The sequence below is a fragment of the Butyrivibrio proteoclasticus P6B7 genome, assembly GCF_000622085.1.
Classification (GTDB): Bacteria; Bacillota; Clostridia; order Lachnospirales; family Lachnospiraceae; genus Butyrivibrio; species Butyrivibrio proteoclasticus_A.
The window spans coordinates 160765-183889 of record NZ_JHWL01000002.1 but is presented as its reverse complement, the minus strand read 5'-3'; the positions used below and the strand labels follow the sequence as shown (position 1 = coordinate 183889).

Below are 23125 nucleotides of genomic sequence, written 5' to 3'. Positions count from 1 at the left end.
TCCTCCTTATTGCCACAGTAGTCCTCTGTCCTTGAGGCTACAATATGACTGATCACCTATAATAATATGGTCTCTTAAAATCACGTCAAGCATCTGGCCTGACCTTGTAATTCTATTCGTGATAGAAATATCAGCAGAGCTGGGACTTGGATCCCCACCCGGATGATTATGAACTATTATCAGATTGCTGGCTCCGCACTTAAGGGCATGTATGAATATATCCCTGGGTGAAACACTGGCACTGTTGATAGTTCCAATGGATAAAAGAACTTCACTTATAAGCTTAAGCTTATTATTGAGGCACAGAAGAATAAACTTCTCCTTTTCCTCATGTCGAAGCCTTTCCATAAAGTAATCTGCAACTGATGCAGAATTATTACATTCCAGAGTTAAAAGAGCTTTCGTAGCACTCATACGCTTTGCTATCTCTGAAATACACTTAAGTCTGACCGCCTTAACCTCACCAATTCCGCTTATACTCTTAAGCTCATCCACTGACAGGGAATAAAGACTATTAAGTCCTCTTTCCTTACCCTTTTCAAGATTAAGAACCCTGCGGGCAATATCCGTAGGAGAACTATCTCCACTGCCTGTGCGGATTATAATCGCCAAAAGCTCCACGTCAGTAAGGCTCTCCGGCCCATACTTTAAAAACCTTTCATAGGGAAGCTCATCCTTAACGGAATCCTCCCTTAAAATCATGTTACTATATGATCCCATCTACATCCTTTCAGCGTTTCTCCAGACGACCAAAAAGATGCACATCACAATATATAATATCACAAAATGCCCTGTTATGTACACATATAGGCTTATTTTAAACTATCTTCTGTCACAATACCTGCATCAACAAGCTTCTGAAGGCTCTTGAGAATTCCGTATTTAGCATGAGGCGCTGTAAGTCCGCCCTGGAAGAATACAGAATAAGGAGGCTTAATAGGGCCATCTGCAGAAAGCTCAATTGAAGAGCCTGATACAAAAGCTCCAGCAGCCATAATAACCTGAGCGTCATATCCTGGCATATCCCAAGGCTCAGGAGCCACAAAGGAATCTACTGGCGCAGCAGCCTGAATCCCCTCACAGAATGCAATAACGCCCTCTGGCTTACCAAAAGTCACAGCCTGAATAATATCATGTCTTGATTCAGTAGCATTTGGCACAACTTCAAATCCAAGCTTCTCATAGATATTGGCAGCAAAGATTGCACCCTTTAAAGCAGATGCTGTAACTGTAGGTGCCAGGAAAAATCCCTGATAGAACTGAGGAAGGATTCCAAGAGAAGCGCCAACCTCTTTTCCAAGTCCTGGAGAAGTAAGTCTGAAGGCTGCATTTTCGACACATTCTCTTTTGCCAGCAATATATCCGCCAATAGGGGCAAGTCCGCCACCTGGATTCTTAATAAGTGAGCCAACAACCATATCAGCCCCAAGATCTGTAGGCTCAATGGTCTCAACAAATTCGCCGTAGCAGTTATCAACCATGCAAAGAACGTCACTTCTAATAGACTTGATAAAGCTTATAAGCTCACCAATTCTTCCAACAGAAAGAGTTGGTCTTGTCTGATATCCCTTAGATCTTTGAATAGTGCAAAGTCTGATCTGTGGATTCTCTTCCAAAGTCTTTTTGATATTGTCAAAATCAAAGCTTCCATCAGGTAAAAGATCTACCTGAGTATAGTCAATTCCGTATTCCTTAAGGGAACCCTTGGACTCTCTGATTCCAATAACCTCTTCAAGAGTATCGTAAGGCTTACCAACTGGGGAAAAGAGCATATCTCCAGGTCGAAGATTACTCATAAGAGCCAGCGCAAGAGCGTGAGTTCCGCAGGTGATCTGTGGTCTTACAAGGGCATCCTCAGTATGGAAAACAGAGGCATAAACCGCCTCAAGCTTCTCTCTTCCAATGTCGTTATAGCCATAGCCGGTGGTTCCAAGAAGACATGCCTCTGAAACCTTGTTATCCTGCATAGCCTTAATAACCTTAAGCTGGTTGTACTCAGCCACCTCATCAATTTTCTTAAATCTCTCTTCAAGATCCTCAAGTATCTTTTCTCCGAAGTTGTAAACCGCCTCAGATATTCCTAATTGCTTATAAATTTCCTTCTTCATAAATCCTTATCATCTCTTTCAAAATCAATTCATCATCGTAGCCAAACTTACTCTTATCAAGCCAGATTACTTCCTTTTCACGCCTGAACCAGGTAAGCTGCCTCTTGGCAAAGTGCCTTGTGTTCTGCTTGATCAGATATATAGCCCTGTCAAGATCAGTAATTCCATCAAGATAATCAAACATTTCTCTGTAGCCTATTGCCTTTGCGGCAGTAGAACTAAGAGGAACATCAAGCTTTACAAGACTTTTTACCTCATCAAGAAGACCTTCATCGATCATCTGATCTACTCTTTGGTCTATGCGAGAGTATAGCTTTTTTCTATCATCTGTCAAGACAAAGTATCTAAAATCGTAGGGTGATGTTCTCTCATGCTGCTCTTTGTTGTGCAAAGAAATAGGCTTTCCGGTCTTATGATAATATTCCAAAGCCCTGATTACACGCTTTGAATTATTCTCATGGATTATTTCTGCAGATTCAGGGTCAACGGCTTTAAGTTCCTCATGAAGTACATGAACGCCCTCTTCTTTAGCTCTTTTCTCAAGAAGAGCGCGATATCCGTCGTCCTCATCCTCAGTTTCAGTAAAGTCAATATCATAAAGGATTGCCTGGATATAAAAGCCAGTTCCACCAACGATAATCGGAACCTTTCCTCTTGATGCGATATCTTCAATAGCTTCCTTAGCCAGCTTCTGGAAAGAGAACACATCAAACTCATCCTTGGGATCCAAAATATCTATAAGATGGTGCGGAACCCCATCCATTTCCTCTTCCCTTATCTTGGCTGTTCCAATATCCATCAACTTATAAACCTGCATAGAATCAGCGGAGATTATCTCTCCGCCAATTCTTTTTGCAAGTTCAATTGAAAGCTTTGTCTTACCTACCGCAGTAGGTCCGGTTAATATCACAAGCTTTTGTTTGTACATATTATTCAACCACTCTCTTAAACTTCTTATCAATTTCGTACTTGGTCATAGAAATAATAGTTGGTCTTCCATGAGGGCAGTTATAAGGATTCTCCAGGGTCAGGAGCTCATCCAAAAGAGCTTCCATCTCCTGCCTTGTCATCTTGGTATTTCCCTTAACAGAAGCCTTACAAGCCATGCTGGCAATCTTATAATTGATAACATCAGGAGTTCTGCTCATATTAGTCTCATGGGACAGCTCATCCAATATCTCGATAAAAAGATCCTTCTCAGAGCCACAGCCATACAGGTCAATTGGAATCCCTCTCATAGCATATTCATGGCCACCAAAATTCTCAATATTAAAGCCAAGCTTTTCAAAAAACTGCCTGAAATTCAGGAATATATCCTCCTCAGCAGCAGAAAGAGCTACGATAACAGGCGGATTTACCATCTGAGATAAAAGTTCGCCACTTTTGTATCTCTTCATCATGCGCTCATAATTAACCTTCTCATGAGCAGCGTGCTGATCCACCAGAAACATCTTATCCTTAAAAGCAATTACCCAGTAAGTACCAAACAACTGACCTAGTATATCATATTCCTTAACATTGTCCTTAGTTAGAACCTTCTCATCGAATAAATCAAGCTGAGTTACCTTTTCTACCACTATGGCATCTTCCTGCTTGATAATTGGTGAGGGACGCTCTTTCTTTTCAGCAATTGAGCCGTCAGAATCACCAAATATCCTGGTCCATACAGCAGATTTATTGGAATCCTTAATCCTGATCGGTTCTTCCTTGACGCCTGTAGCATATACAGGTTCTGCTTCAGCCACCTTGTTTTCTTCAAACCTTATGGTCTCAAAGGGCTGAGGTGCAATCTGTTTAAATTCAGGCTCTTCCTTCTTTTCTGGCTCCTTAGAAGCTTCCTCATCCGGTTCAAAGGTCTGGGTAAAAGAGCTATCTCCATTATCTTCAGCTGGCTCAACATTTGTATGAATCTGATTCTTTGCATCCTTCTTCTTAGGCTTGTCATCACCAAGAAGGGCATCTGGAATCATCTCTTTATGCATCAAAGTCTTCTCAACTGCATTTCTTATGGTCTCATAGAGAAGCACCTGGTTATTAAATCTGACTTCAAGCTTAGCTGGATGCACATTAACATCCACAAAGGCTGGATCCATCCTTATATGGAGAATCGCAAAGGGGAACTTGTGCATCATAAGGTACTGCTTATAACCCTCTTCAAGAGCCTTACTTATGACCTTATCCTTTACATATCTTCCATTAACAAAGAAAACTTCGAAGTTCCTGTTAGATCTGTTAATTGATGGCTCGCCAAGATATCCTTCAATAGTAATGCCATTCTCAACAACACCGATAGGCACAACGCTCACAGACACATCGCGGCCATAGATCCTATAAATAATCTCCTTAAGGTCACCATTACCAGAGGTGGAGAACTTGTCCTCCTTGTTGTTGATGTAATGGAAGGAAATGGTTGGATTATCTAAAGCCATATGCTCCATAACATCGCCAATATAGCTGGCTTCCGTCTGAGGTGTCTTAAGGAATTTCTTCCTTGCTGGTGTATTGTAAAAGAGATTACGAATAATAAGGCTGGTGCCATCAGGAGCACCAATTTCTTCAAATCCGGCTTCTTCTCCGCCATTAATAGAATACCTTATTCCTGTAAGCTCATCCTTGGTCTTAGTGATCATATCAACCTGAGCCACAGAGGCAATACTTGATAAAGCCTCGCCTCTAAAACCAAGAGAATGAATACTGAAAAGATCCTCAATATTCTTAAGCTTACTTGTGGCATGCCTATTAAAAGCCTTTCTGATCTGGCTTTTCTCAATTCCGCTTCCGTTGTCAGTGACACGTATCATATCGATACCGCCGCCTCTTATCTCTACGGTAATAGCATCAGCCCCGGAATCAATGGCATTTTCCACAAGTTCTTTAACTACACTGGCAGGTCTTTCTACAACTTCTCCTGCAGCAATCTGATCAATGGTATTCTTGTCCAGCTCATTTATTATAGCCATTAGCTTTTCCACCTGTTCTTAAGATCACTTTGCAATTTGTATAAAGTATTGAGGGCATCCATTGGAGTAAGTGTTGTAATATCGATTTCTCCAAGCCTTCTAAGTACTTCCTCGTCAGTTACAGTATCAAATAAGGACATCTGGTCAATATCAACATCGTCGTAGTGTTTAACTCTGACCTTCTTATCCAGTTTATTCTCTTTTACCAGGGCCTGAACCTTATCGGTAATGTCGTTATCTGAAAGCTCAGAAACAATCTCTTTTGCCCTGTCTATTACCATATCCGGAACGCCGGCAAGCTTGGCAACCTGAATACCATAGCTCTTGTCAGCCCCGCCTTTAATGATCTTACGTAAAAAAACTATGTCATCCCCATTTTCTTTAACGGCAATACAGTAGTTGTTAACATTGTCCATCTTGCCTTCAAGCTCAGTAAGCTCGTGATAATGGGTTGCAAATAAAGTCTTGGCTCCAAGGATCTTCCTGTTACTGATGTGCTCAATAACTGCCCAGGCAATAGCAAGTCCATCGTAGGTGGAGGTTCCGCGGCCGATTTCATCAAGGATAAGCAGTGAATTAGGTGTGGCATTTCTAAGGATATTGGCCACCTCATTCATCTCCACCATAAAGGTAGACTGGCCACTTCCAAGGTCATCGGAAGCACCAACTCTTGTAAATATCCTGTCAACAACGCAGATGTCAGCCTTCTTAGCTGGAACAAAGCTTCCTATCTGGGCCATGAGAGAAATTAGAGCTGTCTGTCTCATGTAGGTTGATTTACCAGCCATGTTAGGTCCTGTGATTATGGAGATACAGTGCTTTTTGTTATCAAGATATGTGTCGTTGGAGATGAACATATCTGATGTATCAAGCATCTTCTCAACTACAGGATGTCTTCCCTCTTTGATATTGATAACGCCCTTGTCATTCATGGTTGGCTTTACATAATGGTTCTTCTCAGCCACGTGGGCAAGGGATGCATATACATCTAAAAGAGCAAGTGCCTTAGCAGTTACCTGAATTCTGTTAATCTCAAGAGCAATTGAATCCCTGATCTTACAGAACATATCATACTCAAGATTGTTAAGCTTATCCTGAGCATTAAGGATGGTGTCCTCAAGCTCTTTAAGCTTTGGTGTTGTATATCTTTCGCAGTTAGCAAGGGTCTGCTTTCTTATAAAGTACTCAGGAACCTTATCCTTAAAGGAGTTGGTTACCTCAAAGGAATAGCCAAATACGTTACTATATTTGATCCTAAGGGTCTTGATCTGAGTCTTTTCTTTTTCCTCTTCCTCGAGCTGGGCAAGCCAGTTCTTACCATTTGATCCAGCCTCTCTAAAGTGATCAATATCCGCATCAAAGCCATCCTTAATAATGCCGCTTTCTCTGATGGTAAGAGGCGGTTCCTCAACAATGGCACTATCTATAAGCTCATAGATATCACGAAGAGGATCCAGATTATTAGCAAGGTCATTAAGGGCCTTATCATCCTGAACATCCAAAAGAGATGTTATTATAGCTGGAATCATCTTGATAGAATTCCTAAAGGCCAGAAGATCTCTTGGGTTAGCCGTCTTAAATACGATCTTGGACATAAGTCTTTCAAGATCATACACAGGGTTAAGGTATTCTCTTATCTCTTCTCTTGTAACAACGTTCTTAACTAAAGTCTCAACAGCGCCCTGTCTAAGCAGTATCTCATCAAGATCAACTAAAGGCTGCTCAATAAAGTTCCTAAGGGTTCTGGCTCCCATGGCAGTCTTGGTCTTATCAAGAACCCACAAAAGAGTTCCTCTCTTTTGCTTATCTCTCATGGTCTCAACCAGCTCAAGATTGCGCCTTGTGGAGCTATCGAGAAGCATGAATTTACTTGTAAGATATGGATAGATATGAGTGATATTGGAAATATCAGACTTCTGCATATCCACAAGATATTGAAGCAGCGCTCCGGCAGCCACTATACCATTTGGAAAATCGTCTATACCAAGACCAATAAGAGATGATACCTTAAAGTGCTTAAGAAGTAGCTTTTTACAGGAATCCTCATCAAAATATCTTGAATCCAGCGGATTAACAAAGATCTGCATCCTGTTCCTGATCTCATCAATGTCAGCACCACTAAAGGTAAAGGCATCATTGCAGATAATCTCTGAAGGATTGTACTTACCAATCTCATCCATAAGAGATCTTAAATTATCAACTTCTGTAAGATAGTAATCACCTGTTGTAACATCGGCAACTGATAATCCCACAATATCTGAAGAATACAGAATACACATCAAATAATTGTTCTTGGTCTCCTCAAGAGACTGCATATTGAGATTGGTTCCCGGTGTGACAATTCTTGTGACTTCTCTTTTTACTATTCCCTTAGCCTGCTTAGGGTCCTCGGTCTGCTCACAGATAGCAACCTTAAAGCCCCTTGAAACAAGCTTGGTAAGATAAGAATCTACAGCATGAAAAGGAACGCCACACATAGGCGCTCTCTCCTCAAGGCCGCAAGCCTTACCTGTAAGTGTTAGTTCCAGCTCCTTAGATGCAACCTGAGCATCATCAAAGAACAGCTCATAAAAATCTCCCAGTCTGTAGAACAGGATACAATCCTTATTCTCCTTCTTGGTCTGAAGGTAATGCTGCATCATAGGAGACACTTTATCTATATCAATAGTATCGTAAACTGAGACTCCCTCCACGACTTAACTCTCTCCCCTTATCCTAAAGATTTAAACCATCTGTCCCATATAATAGAAACCGTGGCATTCCAAAAGCTTAACCTTAACAAAGCTTCCGATCATTTCCTCATCCCCAGGGAAATGAACCAGGGTATTATTGGACATTCTTCCGGTAACAAGGCCTCTATCGTGCTCGTTAACTCCCTCTACAAGAACGAACTCCTCATTACCTGTATACTTCTCAGCCTGCTCTCTGGCTGTATCCTGTACAACCTTTAAGAGTCTGTCAAAGTTCTCCTTAACCTCTGCCTCTGGAACCTGATTCTCAAAAGAAGCTGCTGGTGTGCCGGTTCTCTTTGAATATATAAATGTAAAGGCATTATCAAAAGCAGCCTTCTTAACTACATCGATGGTATCATCTACGTCTTCTCTTGTTTCTCCAGGGAAACCAACGATGATATCAGTTGTAATAGCAACATCAGGAAGCTCTCTTCTGATCTTATCTACAAGGGCAAGATAGCTGTCCTTAGTATACTTTCTATTCATACGTCTTAAAATCTCTGTACTTCCAGACTGAAGTGGAAGGTGGATATGACGGGCAATCTTGGGATTTCTCTTAATAACTTCAATAAGCTCGTCAGAAAGATCCTTAGGATGAGGAGTCATGAATCTTACTCTCTCAATACCTTCAACCTTACAAACTTCTTCCATCAGCTGTGGGAATGAGATTCTGTTTGGATCATCATCCTTAAAATCAAGACCGTAGGAATTAACGTTCTGACCAAGGAGCATTACTTCCTTAACTCCGTCCTTAGCAAGCTTCTCACACTCTTTGATAATATCCTTAGGTGACCTTGATCTTTCTCTTCCGCGAACATAAGGAACGATACAGTAGGTACAGAAGTTGTTGCAGCCAAACATAATGTTAACGCCTGACTTAAATGGATACTTACGAAGAACAGGAAGATCCTCAACGATCTTATCTGTATCCTTCCAGATATCAATGATCATGCGGTCTGACTCAAGGCATGTGCACAAAAGTTCAGCAAACTTATAGATGTTATGGGTTCCAAATAAAAGATCCACGAATCTATAGCTCTTTTGAATCTTCTCAACAGCGCTCTGCTCCTGAATAAGGCATCCGCAAAGAGCTATCTTCATGTGAGGATTCTTTTTCTTATAATTGCTGCACTGACCAAGACGTCCATAAACTCTCTGGTCCGCATTATCTCTGACTGTACAGGTGTTATAGATAACAAACTCCGCATCCTCAGATTCTGTCTCCTCGTATCCAACAAGCTTAAGGATAGCAAGGAGCTTCTCAGAATCTCTGGCATTCATCTGACATCCAAAGGTTACAACACAGGCTCTTGGCTTACGTCCAAGCTCTTTTTCCAAAGAAGAAACGTATTCCTTGGCCTTATCAATAAAATCAAGCTGACGAAGGCTCTCTGCATCAGCTACTTCTGTTCTGTTACTGTTTAAAATATTGATTTCTTTACTCATTCATAAAACTCTTTCTAATACTGATACTAATACTAAAACTTAAATCAAAAATCCTTGCCGTATGCATCAACGATTCCAAGGAGGATATCAACAACCTTCCTCATCTCCTGGATTGAAGCATACTCATACTTACCATGATAGTTATATCCGCCTGTGCAAAGGTTAGGACATGGAAGACCCTTGTAGGAAAGGGCTGCTCCGTCTGTGCCGCCTCTGATCGGGGAATCGATAGGAGTGATTCCAAGGCTCTCCATAACCTTCTTGGCATTATCAACAAGGTGCATGTGAGGACGGATCTTCTCAATCATGTTGTAATACTGGTCTCTTACAGAAACCTCTACTGTTCCCTGACCATATTTCTTATTAAGGAACTCTGCGGCTGCAAAGAACAGTTCTTTTTTCTTGGCAAAAAGAGCTTCATCATGGTCTCTTATGATGTATGAAGCTGTAGCACTCTCTGTTCCGCCATTTACCTCTGTAAGGTGGAAGAAGCCTTCTCTTTTCTCTGTGTACATAGGATTCTCAAATACTGGTAAAAGAGAATGGAACTCATAGCAAAGAAGCGCTGCATTGATCATCTTGTTTTTGGCATCACCTGGGTGAACGCTTCGTCCGTTAATTTTGATAACTCCTTCTGCGGCATTGAAGTTCTCATACTCAAGTTCACCAAGCTTACCGCCGTCTACAGTAAAGGCGTACTTGGCGCCAAATCTGTCTATATCAAAATATGCTGTTCCTTCGCCGATCTCTTCATCTGGTGTAAAGGCAATCTTGATCTCGCCGTGCTTATGCTCTGGATTTGATAAAAGAGTCTCGGCCATAGTCATGATCTCAGAGACACCAGCCTTGTCATCAGCTCCAAGAAGAGTTGTGCCATCAGTAACAATAAGGTCTTCTCCAATATGGTTTAAAAGCTCAGGGAAGTCCTTAGGTGAAAGAACTACCTTTTCAACCTCGTTAAGAACAATATCCTTGCCGTCGTAATTATCTACGATACGTGGCTTAACGTCCTTGCCACTAACCTCATCTGATGTGTCCATATGAGCAACAAAACCAATAGCTGGTCTGTCCTTGCCATCATCAATATTAGATGGGATAGTTGCATATACATAGCAGTGCTCCTCATCATAATAAACATCTGAGCAGCCAATAGCCTTAAGCTCCTCAAAAAGGATCTTGGCAAGATCATGCTGCTTCATAGTTGAAGGAGAAGTACCTGTTGTATCATCGGACTGGGTGTCAATCTTAACGTATCTTAAAAATTTCTCAATTACATCAACTGTCATTTCTTAGTTCCTCGTGTCTTCTTTTTAGGTTTATAATTGGGGTCTTTCTCCCCAAGATAGATCCTTACAGATCTCTCTTCCATTGTCACATAAAGGTTCTTCTGCTCATCCTCTTTAAAGCCTGAATCCGCCTTTTCCATACCTGTATCTGATAAAAGGTTAAATTCATAGCCCTCAGGAAGCTTAGGAAGTGCTATCTCCTGCTTGGTCCAGTGCATGTTGTAGCAAACATAAATAAATGGCGCATCCTTAACCTTGGAATCATAGTTACCGCAGTAAAGCATTCCAAGAAGGTGGCTGTGTCCAGAAAGATCTGGTCTCCAGGCCTCTCTTCCATGACAGGAAAGATCAGGATAGCCACAGGATAAGTAATCCATCAGCTTGTATGGGTGCTTCTTGTGAAAGAGTTTGTACTTAAATCTAAGCTCTGTTAAGAATCTAAAGTACTCAAATATATCCTGGTTCTTATCAAGTGCCTTCCAGTCCACATAGCTTATCTCATTGTCCTGGCAATAAGGGTTATTGTTACCCTGCTGGGAATTACAGAATTCATCACCCCCAAAAAGCATAGGTGTACCCTGGGATAAGAAAAGCATTGTCAGGATATTCTTGATCTGCTTCTTACGAAGCTCCAAGATGCTCTGCTTACGGGTGCGTCCCTCTATACCACAGTTCCAGCTAAGGTTATTATCACTTCCGTCCTTGTTATTCTCGCCGTTTTCCTCGTTGTGCTTATGCTCATAGGAAACAAGGTCAGCAAGTCTGAAGCCTTCATAATCCGCAACGTAATTAACTATGCCATGGTCTGTGCCATTAGCGATCATGCAACGAAGGAAGTCATTAACTGTATTGTCGTCGCTTTTAAGAAATCTTCTGGCAGTGTAAAGGAAGGAGTTATTGTACTCACCAAGAAGTCTAACAGGAGGCTTCTGTCCCTTATAGATATCACCATAATCAAACCATTCATAAAAGATCTTAACGTCAGTAAATAAAGGCTCCTTGGCAATAAGCCTTATAGGAATCCTTGCTCCCTTAAGATGGAAGCCATCTACGTGGTAAGTGCATCTCCAAAAACGGAGAACATCTATGATAAGGCTCTCACTTTCATTTTCGCTAAAATAGAACTGCAATATGACTTCGAGGCCATTATCGTGCATAGTCTTAACGAAGGATTTAAACTCAGTGACTGGGTCAGAGGCATTCTCACAATAAGCTGTTCTTGGAGCAAAGTAATAGCCCCTCTTATAGCCCCAGAAATTAAGCTTACTAGGCATAGTGTTGGTGTCAGTGATACTGCCATTTCTTGAATAAAGAATATTGGTCTTTCCTTCAAGCTTTGCGCTATTATCATCTGTATCCATCTCATTCATCTCGATGACAGGCATAAGCTCTATACTTGTAACACCGATGGATTTAAGATATGGAATTTTTTCAATTATTCCGTTAAAGGTTCCTCTCTTCGAAGAAGGGAGATTGCTTGAAGAAGCCTTAGTAAAGCCTCTTACATGCATCAGGTAAATAAAGCTCTCCTCATATGGGATCATCGGAGACTTCTCTTTACCCCAGTCAAAGCCCTTATCTACTGTTCCGGATAAGGATTTATTCTCAAGTCTTGCTCTGATATCAGAAGCAGCCACATATTTGCCAAAGGACTCAAGGCCTAAAATATGCTTGGCATAAGGATCGCAAAAATAGGAATCATCCTCGTAGTAGTTATAAGAAGTATAGGAATCAATATCCTCAATTCCTGAGATTCTTGCAGAATAAATGGAACCTCTTTTGTTAGCCTTAGGAAGTTCTATAGTAAGTATTTCTTTATTGCGGTCCTTAGAATCAGGATAAAGCTTGATACCACAGCTCTTGTTGTCTTCGAAAACGGCACGAACCACAAGACTCTTGTCGTAGTCAATGTAGCAACCCAGTGGATAAGGCTTTTCCCTCTCTATCACATATCTGTTAGCCATGTATTACTTCCCCTTAGTAAATTTAGCTTTTATTCTAGCCTTCATAGATTTTCATACGCCGTAATATTTTAACACATAATTCACTAAAGTGCACTTATTGTGTGCTATAATCAAGCTATAAAGATATCTAAAGTAGTCAGGAGGACTTTTCATGGAATTTTCCAAGAATGCAATTGATATGAATACCAAGATCGAGAACGGTGAGCAGACAACTGTCGACATCGACTTAGGAGATGGCAAGATCGTAACCTGCGCCATTATGGTAGTTTTAACAGTTAAGGACAAGGACTATATAGTTCTTTTACCACTTGATGAAAACGGCCAGAATGACGACGGCAACGTTTGGATCTACGAATTCATAATGAAAGATAAAAACTCAGACCCAGAACTTGGCAACATCACTGATGATGATGAGTATATGGCAGTTTCAGAAGCCTTTGATCAGTATCTTGATGATGTTGAGTTTGATGAGTTTGTTGAGCTCCCTCAGGAGGGACTTGATGGCGAGGTAGAGGGAGAATAATTCTCATTTTCCCATAAATGTCTAATGGGTCTTAAGAACCTTGAGGGCAACATAGGATTACCGCTATTACCGGTTAAGTAAGATAGGAAGAGCTTTCGCTTTGCTCTGGTCATTCCGACATAGAGTATGCGGCGCTCTTCTTCTAATTCTGGAGGCTCTACAGCACTTCTTGAGGGTATTATTCCCTCATTAAGATTAGGAATCCAGACATTATCAAATTCAAGGCCCTTCGAGCCATGCATAGTCAAAAGCTTAAGGCAATTTCCATTCCGCCTTCTCGTGGCAGATCTATCACTTTTTTCCCTTTCTGCAATGAATTTAAGGAATCCTTCCATGTCGCTATATTCCCTTGCAATCTCACTAACCTTATCAAGAATATCCTTATCCTTTGAAAAGAGCTTATCTATACCCATTTCCCTTCTGATATACCTGATAGACAGAGCCGGTCTCATGTGGGCGATCATATTGAGCTGATGAAAGAACTTCTTAACATCATCCTGTTTCCTATAATTTCCCCTGTAATACTCAAGAACATCACCTTCTGTGACCTTATCTTTTCTGGCACTTTCCCTGGATATAAACCTCATAGGCTTATTTATGATCTTAAGATATATCTCCCTTTCATTGTGACCCGTAGCAAACTTAAGGTAGTTAATAATTGTGATCACTGAATCATAGGAAAAGATATCCCTAGATGCCTCATCAAGGCTTGTGGGAATATCCATCATTCTAAAGACAGCCGCCATATTCATGGCTTCCTGGTTGGTTCTGAAGATCACCGCATAGGTTCCAATATTCTCAATATCCTCTTTAAATACTCTGACCATATCTTGTATCTGATCATTATTGGTCTTATAACGTCTTGCTGACACAAGGCCGGAAGGACTTTTATCGTCTGCATGAAGGCTCTTTTTAAACCTGTTCTTATTATCTCCAATCACGCATAGTGCGGCCTTTAATATATCCTTTCCGCACCTGTAATTGACATCAAGCTCCACTCTCTTAGGGTTAAACGAGCTATATCTTTCATAAAAGGACAGCATGATCTCAGGGTTAGAGCCTCTAAAGCCGTATATAGACTGATCATCATCTCCCACCACGAACAGATTCATATTCCCCTGACACAGAAGATCAATTATGGCGCTTTGAACTGGATTAATATCCTGATATTCATCAATCAAAAAGAACTTGAATCTCTCCTGCCATTTCCTTAAAACAATTGGGTTTTCCTTAAGAAGCTTAAGGCACCTAAGGAGCATATCGTCAAAATCGATCTTGCCGTATTCAATAAGAGCCTTGTTGTAGCTATCAAAGATACGTTTAAAGTATTCCTTATAGGGTATGTTACTAACCTGCTCAAAATCAGGTTCGAGGGTATTTTTGATCTTTCCAATCCTTTGAATTATCTCTTTTACCGCTTCATCAGTGATGTCGTATTCAAAAGAGCTTAGATTTTCCCTAAACTTAATATCCTCAAGAATATCTCTTAAGAGCTTAATCTTAAATGTTTCGTTTACAATTTCAGGACTTTTTTCTGACTGGGATTTACTTTGACGAATGATCTGATAAAAAACAGAATGAAATGTTCCGAAATTAACTTCTGGATAAGAACTATCCGTGATTTTTAAAAATCTTTGCTGCATCTCGATGGCAGCAGCCTTTGTGAAGGTAATGACTAAAATGCTTGAGGGCTCAATATTACAGGATGTAATAAGATTTATGAGCCTTTGCACTATAACAAAGGTTTTACCGCTCCCCGGCCCTGCAAGAACCATTGCAGGACCGGAAACATGGCTGATAGCCTTTGCCTGAGCGGCATTTACCAAAAGGTCATTACCAGTTGGTACATTATTTCTCAAGTAATTCAATTCCTTTTTTAATTCTATTTATTGTCTCTTCCTTACCGATAACCTCCATGAGCTCTGTAGCTCCGCATGGAGTCATCTCCTTGCCGGAAACAGCAATTCTTACTGGCCAAAGAACATATCCGTTCTTGTACTCCTTCTCTTTGATGTAGTTAGAAAGAAGTGCAAAGAGCGCATCGTTTGTATAATCATCATGAGCCTCAAGAAGTGGAAGTACTTCCTTAAGAACTGCAAGAGAAGTCTCCTCGTTAGTCTTCATCTTCTTGTGTGAGTAAATAGCTGTGTCATAAGAAGGAAGCTCGTTGAAGAAATCAACCATTCCCTCGATATCTGGGAAGATCTCAATTCTTGTCTTAACCATAGCTGCAATCTTACGCATCTTAGTCTCATCTGACTTAAGAGCCTCATTGGTTATTGCCTTATCAAGATAAGGCTTAGCCATCTCAAAGAACTTATCATCGTCCATAGCCTTTAAGTACTCGCCGTTCATCCACTTAAGCTTAGTGTAGTCGAATACAGCTGGGGACTTGTTGATACGTGTATAATCAAACTTCTTGATAAGATCCTCAAGGCTCATGATCTCCTGGTTATCATCTGGAGACCATCCAAGGAGAGCAACAAAGTTAACTACTGCCTCAGCAAGGAATCCCTGTTCGATAAGATCCTCAAATGAAGAATGACCAGATCTCTTAGAGAGCTTGTGGTGCTCCTCATCTGTGATAAGTGGGCAGTGAATGTACTTAGGTACCTCCCAGCCAAATGCATCGTAAAGACGATTGTACTTAGGTGATGAAGAAATATACTCATTACCTCTTACAACGTGTGTGATTCCCATAAGGTGGTCATCAACAACGTTAGCAAAGTTATAGGTTGGATATCCGTCAGACTTAATAAGGATCATGTCATCCAACTCTTTGTTCTCAACGGTTACATCTCCGTAAAGCTCATCATGGAAGGTTGTTGTTCCCTCTGTTGGATTGTTCTGTCTGATAACATAAGGCTTACCAGCTGCAAGATTAGCCTCGATCTCCTCTTTAGAAAGAGAAAGACAGTGCTTATCATAAACGCTGATCTCCTTAGTGCCGCCATTGCCATCATCGATCTTCTGAACGAGGGTAGAAAGTCTTTCCTCATCGCAGAAGCAGTAATAAGCCTGGCCCTTATCAATAAGCTCTTTGGCATACTGAAGGTAGATACCAGCCTTCTGTCTCTCTGACTGAACGTATGGGCCTACTGGTCCACCGATGTCTGGACCTTCGTCGTGCTTAAGGCCTGTGTCTTCAAGTGTCTTATAGATAATCTCTGTAGCGCCCTCTACGAAACGCTCCTGATCTGTATCCTCAATTCTTAAGATATAATCTCCGCCTTCGTGCTTAGAAATAAGATAAGCATAAAGAGCTGTTCTAAGGTTTCCTACATGCATACGTCCAGTTGGACTTGGTGCATATCTTGTACGAATCTTAACCATTTTCTCAACCTTTCAAATAAACTTAGTTTTCTTGTGCAACTACATATTCTAGCACATTGTGTTTATTTTTCAATATACCGGTAGGTTAATATAACCCGGACAGTTGTCGCCAATAAAAATCGAGTGCGGTTCTTGCTCGCGCTCTCGCTACGTAAAAAACGTAGCAGTACTAAGTTGCTAAAGAACAGCAACTAAGTACTGACGTTTTTTAAGTCCCGCCACGTACCACACTCGTTTTTATTGTCTACAACTTGTTCACATCAGCCATACAGCCAACCAGAAATAATATATTGAAATAATAAGACACAAAGCTCTATATCAGTTTGAAGAATCTGCCTCGCCTGAAACTTCAGAATCCATGTCTACTGCTTCTTCTACTGATGAATCTTCTGTGGAAGCATCTGTGGAAGCATCTGTAGACGGCTCTAATGAAGCCTCAGCGGCTGAATAGGCCATAGCGTCTTCGTCTGACATGTAGTTGGTTTTTGGATAGCCCATGTAGCCTGTGATGTCGGCGCCAACCATGTAGCACTTTGTTGTACCGTCGATGAAGCAGAAGTACTTGGAGTTGATAGTACTAAAATCGCCTACGGTGATGGTGTGTGTTGTGCCGTCAGTCATTGTGATGACTGCAGAAAGGTCTGAGTTATCAAGGCCGTATTGTGAAATGTCGCTATCTGGGTCGAAGGTGTAGTAACTGTTTACTGATGATAAAGCAGATATTACATAGTCTACACTCTCAGGAACCAGGGTCAGAGATGGATCTTCTTCAAGGGTCCAGACACCGTTTGTCTTAACCAAGGTGTAGGAGCCACTATTATTTGTGATTGCGAGTTTAGCGATGTCGTCCTTGTTAAGGTCAAGGACAACTTCGCCTTCTTTTTTATCAGCGTCCTTTGCGGAAGCTACTTCGTTATATTTAAGAAGACCGAAGTAACCGCCCACAAGAACAAGAAGTACTACAACAGCTACAATGAGCTGGATTTTCTTTTTCTTCATTACTAAGTTATACTCTCCTTCTTACGATATATACTGCCAGGCCTGCAATAAAGATAATTGCGCAAGCAGAGAAAAGAAGAATCTTGAACATCTTGATATTAAGTGCTGAGATCATGATGCTTGTATCAAGAGACTTACCTGGAATATATACATAATCAGTGTTAAAGTCAGCAAGCTGATTAAGTGTGTTTGCAAAAAGCTTTTCATGTGTACCAAGTGTGTAGTTTTCATCCCAGTAGTTATAGAAGATATAACCAGCAGAATAGATAGCTGCATATGATACCTTGTCTGTACCCTGCTTAGCACAAAGAAGACCAAAGGTTGATGTTCCTGTAGTTGCTCCAGCAGGCTTCTGGTATGTTCCAGCATCGTCTGTTGCCACATAAGCCTCTTCACTTGTTGTAAGAATTGGGCTGTATGATACAGAACCATCCTCTGAGCCGTAGCTAAGTGGAGCTGCGTTATAAGCAATAATCTCCTGCTGTCCAACTGACTTAACGCCATCTGTTACTGAGCTGTCGCCAAGAGTTGCAAGGAAGTATGTGTTGATCTGAGCAAGAGCAAACTGTCTGTCTGCCTTAGTCTCGATGATAACACCGTCATCAACAGATACACCGTAGTAAGCCATAACCTTTTCAAGGTTTGGAAGACTCTGATCAAATGACCAGAACTCATAAGTGATAAAGAGGTTACCGCCCTTAGTGATGTAGTCAATAATTGCGTTTGCCTCAGCCTCTGTAAGGTCTGTCTGAGGTCCGCAGATAAAGAGAACGTTACAATCCTCAGGTACACTTCCAGAATTCAATAAGGACAGATCCTTAACGTTCATGTTGAATTCGCCAAAAAGATCAGTGCAGTTTGTCTCGAATGGAGCCTCATCATGACCTGTAAGTGTGTAACACTGAAGGAGCTGATCCTCAGTAAGTGTTACATACTGAAAAGCTGATGTAAGCTGGTTTTCATAATTGATACCAGTTTCTATCTTTTCACCTGAATAATAATCGTAAGTATATGTATGTAACTCGCTCTCATTGATTGCTTTGCTTCTTCCATTAGTTTCATCTACTACGATAACACTACCATCATCAAGAGATGTGTCGGAATAGTTCTTATAAAACTTGGTATTAACAATAGGATCTACATATTTGATCTGGATCTTACTATTAGCCTTAACATATTCTTTCAATAATGACTCAAGGTTCTTATCTTTAGTTGTAATTGAATCATTTTCAACTTCTCTGGCAAGATAATAGATTGTGATATCATCAGTAATCTTGCTAACTACATCCTTTGATTCCTTAGAAAGCTTATAAGTATAGTAATTGCCAGGAGTTACATCGATTGCTCTTACGCTATCAGGAATAATTCTCTCAGGAAGCTTAGCATATATAAAGTTAATTGCTACAACGATTGCAATTACAATAACTGTTGTAAGTGTGCTGTATGTTGAAAGAGAAAGAGTATTCTTAGAAACTGTAAATCTTCTCTTCTGAATTACCTGTCCGCAAAGGAAAAGGAAAAGAGCTGTCACTGAAACAAAGTAAATAACACTACCAATTGTAAGCCAGCCCTTCATCATATCCATAAGATAATCAGAAAAACCGATAACAGACTTAATTGCATAGCTAACTTTTGTATTGGAAATACTCTCATAAATATAGTATGAGAATGTTCCAAAAATCATTGCAACTGCAGAAAGAACTACTGATACGATCATGTTCTCTGTTAATGATGAAAAGAACATTGAAATAGCAATAGCCATAACACCATAAAGGAAAAAGCCAAGAATACATGTATAGTTCCAGGCATATGGAATATTACCAAATGGTGTAAGAGCTAAAGGAAGGATACAGATAACAGCAGTTGGAATTGCAAATATAGCTACAAGAGAAAGGAATTTACCAAATACTATTTCAAAAATTGAAACAGGTGCTGTCATAATAAGCTGATCTGTCTTATGTCTTCTATCATCTGAAAAGCTTCTCATACCAAGTATAGGCATAAGAATAATAAAACCTAAATATGCAGTGATAAACAAAGCCTGATAAAGGTTACCTGTTCCAGAAAGGAGTGTTGCTCCAATAAAGAAAAGAGTAAAAACAAGGAGCACTGCAGAAATGAATAAAGGACCAATGACAGTATTCATGTATCCTTTAAATTCTCTTTTAAATATTGCTATCATTTCTCCTCCTCCTTGGAATCCTTATCTTTTTTCTTTTCAGATTCCTTTTTATCTTCAGATTCTTCTTTATCAGAATCCTCTTCTTCAGATTCTTCATCAGAATCTTCATCATCTTCAACGGCGTCTTCACCAAAAATAGCCTTGTATTCTTCTTCAGTCATCTCGAATTCGATCTCAGGCTCTTTTTCCTCAGACTCCTCACCCTCGTCCTCATCGTCTTCTTCCTTGGCTTTCTTCTCAGCAGCCTTACGCTCTGCCTCTTTCTTCTCAGCCTCAAGAATCTCCGCCTCGTGGTGAGTTGCCTCAATGAAGATCTCCTCAAGAGTCTTGTTGTCGTACTTAGCAATAAGCTCTTCCTTAGTACCATTCTCGATGAGCTTACCATGACTGATGATCATGATAACATCGCAAAGCTCCTGGATCTCATAAAGCATGTGGGAGCTGATAAGAACAATGTGGTCCTCTTTAAGACCCTTAACCATCTCTCTGAATTCAATAGTCTGCTCTGGATCAAGGCCAACTGTTGGCTCATCAAGAATAATGAGCTCTGGGAAACCAAGAATAGCCTGTGCAAGACCAACTCTCTGCTTGTATCCCTTTGAAAGGTTTCTGATGAGCTTCTCAGAGACTTCCCCGATCTCTGTCATCTTCATAACCTTTGCAAGCTGATCTCTTCTTTCTTTCTTAGGAACTCTTTTAAGCTCAGCTACGAATCTAAGATACTCCTCTACAGTCATATCCTGATAAAGAGGTGGCAGCTCTGGAAGATATCCGAGATGCTTCTTAGCCTCTTCAGGCTCAAGTACAATATCGTGATCCTCGATAATTACCTTACCCTCTGTTGGTGCAAGATAACCTGTCATAATATTCATAGTAGTAGACTTGCCGGCGCCGTTAGGTCCAAGGAAGCCGTAAATCTTACCTTTTTCCAGTTCAAATGAAAGGTTTTCTACTGCTTTATTTGAGCCGTATGTTTTTGAAATACCATCAACCTTAATCAAAACCTTCTTCCTCCAAAAATAATTCTTTAAAAAACAACGTTCTAATTATAGCATTAAAAACTTAATTGAACATAAAATTTTATGATTATAGGGTCGAAAGGTCATAATGCGATCATGCTTGCATGGTTCGAATCATGACTTTGAGACCCGCCGAACATGAGGAAGTAGCAATTTACATAGTAAATTAGCGGATTCCGAATGTTCGTAGAATTGCGAGAGTTTCGAAGAAACGGAGCAATTCGTATCATCATATAATTTACCAACAGCCACTTATGTCTTATAATGTTAAAAGTATGAAATAAGATTTCGGGAGGAAAAAATGGAGAAAACCATAAAGATCAAATACTTTAACGACCAGATCCAAAAGCTTGAATACATCGACGGTAAATCCGATTGGATAGATTTAAGAAGTGCAGAGGACATCGACCTTAAGCAGGGCGAATTCCACCTTATTCCTCTAGGCGTAGCCATGGAGATTCCTGAAGGCTACGAAGCTCACCTGGTTCCAAGAAGCTCTACCTTTAAGAACTTCGGAATCATCCAGGTCAACCACATGGGTGTCATCGACCACTCCTACTGCGGAGACAATGATCAGTGGCTTATGCCTGTTCTTGCAATGCGCGATACTCATATTTCTTTTAACGACCGTATCTGCCAGTTCCGTATCATGGAGAACCAGCCACACATCAACTTCGAAGTATGTGAACACTTAGAGGGTGCTGACCGCGGAGGCTTCGGCTCCACAGGTAAGCAGTGATCATCTGTTAAAAGAACTAAAAACCACTTAGAAGTACTGACAACCAGTAATCTTCTAAGTGGTTATTATTTAGCCCATATTCTGTCTTTCTACAAGGTGCTCACCACAGTAGATCTCACGAAGCTTAGGCTTATCGATCTTACCGGTGGCGTTTCTGATAACATCAGCAAATATAATCTTGCGAGGTCTCTTATATCTTGGAAGGTCCACGCAGAAGTGCTCTACCTCTTCCTCTGTCATGGTCTGACCCTCTTCCACCTGGATAATGGCAGCAGCGATTTCGCCAAGACGAGGATCTGCAAGACCAATTACCGCAGCATCATGGATCTTTTCATGCTTAACAAGGAAGCTCTCGATCTGAACTGGATAAAGGTTCTCACCTCCGGAAATAATTACATCCTTCTTACGGTCTACCAGGAATATGAAGCCGTCCTCATCCTCCTTGGCCATATCTCCTGTAAAGAGCCAGCCATCCTTAAGGATCTCATCAGTAGCCTCTTTATTCTTGTAATAGCAGACCATAACGCCAGGACCCTTAACACAAAGCTCTCCGATATCACCCTTATTAACGATATTTCCTTCCTCATCAACGATCTTAACTTTCCAGCCATAGCCTGGAACACCGATGGCACCTACCTTATCAACATGGTCAAGGCCAAGATGTACGCAGCCAGGACCTGTAGACTCGGACAGGCCATAGTTAGTATCGTACTTATGCTCTGGGAAGTAATGGAGCCATCTCTTAATAAGGCTTGGTGGAACAGGCTGAGCTCCAATATGCATGAGTCTCCACTGACTTAAATGATAGTCCTCCAGTTTAAGTCTTCCTGTATCAAGGGCTGAGAGAATATCCTGAGCCCAAGGTACCAGGAGCCATACTATAGTACAATTCTCATCAGATACAGCTCTAAATATTGCCTCAGGAGAATTTCCTTTTAAAAGAACTGCTCTGCTTCCGGTATACAAAGAACCAAACCAGTGCATCTTAGCTCCTGTGTGATACAGAGGCGGAATACAAAGGAATGTGTCATTTCTAGTGGTCTCATGGTGGATAGCCTCCATCTTGGCAGACTGCATAAGAGCAGTATGAATATGGAGAATAGCCTTTGGAAATCCAGTAGTACCGGATGAGAAGTAAATAGCCGCATCATCCTTGTCTTCCAAAAGAACCAAAGGCGCACTTGATGAGCTATTGGAGGACTGTCTGTAATAGTCCTCAGCGTAAGGCGGTGTCTGATCTCCTACATAGTATAGAAGCATCTCTTTTTTGATCTTCTCGGCAATGTCCTCGATACGTCCAATGAACTCAGGACCATAGAAAAGAACATCTGAATCAGAGGCCTTTAAACAATAATCAATTTCTTCAGCTGTAAAACGGAAATTAAGCGGAACAGCAACGGCTCCGGCTTTAAGAATTCCAAAGTAAATTGGAAGCCACTCAAGACAATTCATCAGAAGAATTGCACATTTCTGACCCTTCCCAACTCCCCTTTCAATAAGCAGATTGGCAACTCGATTGGCCTTCTCATCAAAGACCTTCCAGGTGATCTGTCTCCTGTAAAAAGCTGTGGAAGTAGGCTGAATCAGCTCGTACTCCTTCCAGGTAACCCTTTGCTCTTCTTTGATCTCGGGATTGATCTCAACTAAAGCCACCTCGTCCCCAAACAATTTGGCATTTCTTTCAAGCAAATCTGTAATCGGCATAACCCCTCCTTATACGCATTAACGCGTTAAAGTAAAGTATAATGGAATTTGTCATAAAGGTCAAACAACAAATGCTTTTTACCCTTGATTTTGTGCACTTTTTCCTTTATTCTAAAAAAAGGGTTTCGGC

The 23125-nt window shown here is 40.9% G+C and carries 16 protein-coding genes; 2 read left to right on the top strand and 14 right to left on the bottom strand.

The window, feature by feature from the left end:
* Positions 1-6: 6 nt before the first annotated feature.
* The 8 genes from radC to T541_RS18600 form a co-directional block, all read right to left on the bottom strand.
* Positions 7-720 (bottom strand): RadC family protein, encoded by a 714-nt coding sequence (gene radC, locus T541_RS0102390; RefSeq protein ID WP_026651180.1) that lies wholly within the window; start codon positions 718-720, stop codon positions 7-9.
* A gap of 92 nt (positions 721-812) precedes the next feature.
* The gene (locus T541_RS0102385; protein ID WP_026651179.1) at positions 813-2108 is read right to left on the bottom strand and encodes an aminotransferase class I/II-fold pyridoxal phosphate-dependent enzyme; all 1296 of its coding nucleotides are present in this window, start codon (positions 2106-2108) and stop codon (positions 813-815) included.
* Positions 2089-3036 carry a tRNA (adenosine(37)-N6)-dimethylallyltransferase MiaA gene (miaA, locus tag T541_RS0102380; protein ID WP_026651178.1) on the bottom strand — a complete coding sequence of 316 codons (948 nt, stop codon included), beginning with the start codon at positions 3034-3036 and terminating at the stop codon, positions 2089-2091. The genes T541_RS0102385 and miaA overlap by 20 nt, the downstream gene beginning before the upstream one ends.
* A gap of 1 nt (position 3037) precedes the next feature.
* Entirely contained in the window at positions 3038-5068 is a 2031-nt protein-coding gene (gene mutL / locus T541_RS0102375; protein WP_026651177.1) for a DNA mismatch repair endonuclease MutL, read from the bottom strand.
* A complete protein-coding gene (gene mutS / locus T541_RS0102370) occupies positions 5068-7710 on the bottom strand; it encodes a DNA mismatch repair protein MutS (protein ID WP_051538060.1) in 2643 nt (880 codons plus the stop codon). Before mutS ends, mutL begins: the two co-directional genes overlap by 1 nt.
* An 81-nt stretch (positions 7711-7791) precedes the next feature.
* Positions 7792-9246, bottom strand: coding sequence for a tRNA (N6-isopentenyl adenosine(37)-C2)-methylthiotransferase MiaB (gene miaB, locus T541_RS0102365; RefSeq protein ID WP_026651175.1), 1455 nt, complete (start codon positions 9244-9246; stop codon positions 7792-7794).
* 44 nt (positions 9247-9290) lie between these two features.
* Positions 9291-10532, bottom strand: coding sequence for a peptidase T (gene pepT / locus T541_RS0102360; protein ID WP_026651174.1), 1242 nt, complete (start codon positions 10530-10532; stop codon positions 9291-9293).
* Complete coding sequence (locus tag T541_RS18600; protein WP_051538050.1) at positions 10529-12496, bottom strand: alpha-amylase family glycosyl hydrolase; 1968 nt, start codon at positions 12494-12496, stop codon at positions 10529-10531. The genes pepT and T541_RS18600 overlap by 4 nt, the downstream gene beginning before the upstream one ends.
* A gap of 151 nt (positions 12497-12647) precedes the next feature.
* Between T541_RS18600 and T541_RS0102350 the strand changes: the two genes are divergently transcribed.
* The gene (locus T541_RS0102350; RefSeq protein ID WP_026651173.1) at positions 12648-13019 is read left to right on the top strand and encodes a DUF1292 domain-containing protein; all 372 of its coding nucleotides are present in this window, start codon (positions 12648-12650) and stop codon (positions 13017-13019) included.
* Here the strand turns inward: T541_RS0102350 and T541_RS0102345 are convergent.
* The 5 genes from T541_RS0102345 to T541_RS0102325 form a co-directional block, all read right to left on the bottom strand.
* Entirely contained in the window at positions 12983-14878 is a 1896-nt protein-coding gene (locus T541_RS0102345) for an ATP-dependent helicase (RefSeq protein ID WP_026651172.1), read from the bottom strand. The genes T541_RS0102350 and T541_RS0102345 overlap by 37 nt on opposite strands.
* Positions 14868-16352 (bottom strand): glutamate--tRNA ligase, encoded by a 1485-nt coding sequence (gene gltX, locus T541_RS0102340; RefSeq protein ID WP_026651171.1) that lies wholly within the window; start codon positions 16350-16352, stop codon positions 14868-14870. The genes T541_RS0102345 and gltX overlap by 11 nt, the downstream gene beginning before the upstream one ends.
* A 318-nt stretch (positions 16353-16670) precedes the next feature.
* The gene (locus tag T541_RS0102335) at positions 16671-17351 is read right to left on the bottom strand and encodes a DUF4340 domain-containing protein (RefSeq protein WP_026651170.1); all 681 of its coding nucleotides are present in this window, start codon (positions 17349-17351) and stop codon (positions 16671-16673) included.
* A 7-nt stretch (positions 17352-17358) separates the two neighbouring features.
* On the bottom strand, positions 17359-19533 hold the full coding sequence (locus T541_RS0102330) for a Gldg family protein (RefSeq protein WP_026651169.1): 2175 nt from the start codon (positions 19531-19533) through the stop codon (positions 17359-17361).
* Positions 19530-20534, bottom strand: coding sequence for an ABC transporter ATP-binding protein (locus tag T541_RS0102325; RefSeq protein WP_026651168.1), 1005 nt, complete (start codon positions 20532-20534; stop codon positions 19530-19532). Before T541_RS0102325 ends, T541_RS0102330 begins: the two co-directional genes overlap by 4 nt.
* Before the next feature lie 319 nt (positions 20535-20853).
* Between T541_RS0102325 and T541_RS0102320 the strand changes: the two genes are divergently transcribed.
* Positions 20854-21291: a dUTP diphosphatase gene (locus T541_RS0102320; protein WP_026651167.1), complete on the top strand. Its 438-nt coding sequence runs from the start codon at positions 20854-20856 to the stop codon at positions 21289-21291.
* Between the two features lie 69 nt (positions 21292-21360).
* Here the strand turns inward: T541_RS0102320 and T541_RS0102315 are convergent, their stop codons facing one another.
* On the bottom strand, positions 21361-22995 hold the full coding sequence (locus tag T541_RS0102315; RefSeq protein WP_026651166.1) for a class I adenylate-forming enzyme family protein: 1635 nt from the start codon (positions 22993-22995) through the stop codon (positions 21361-21363).
* Between the last annotated feature and the right edge of the window lie 130 nt (positions 22996-23125).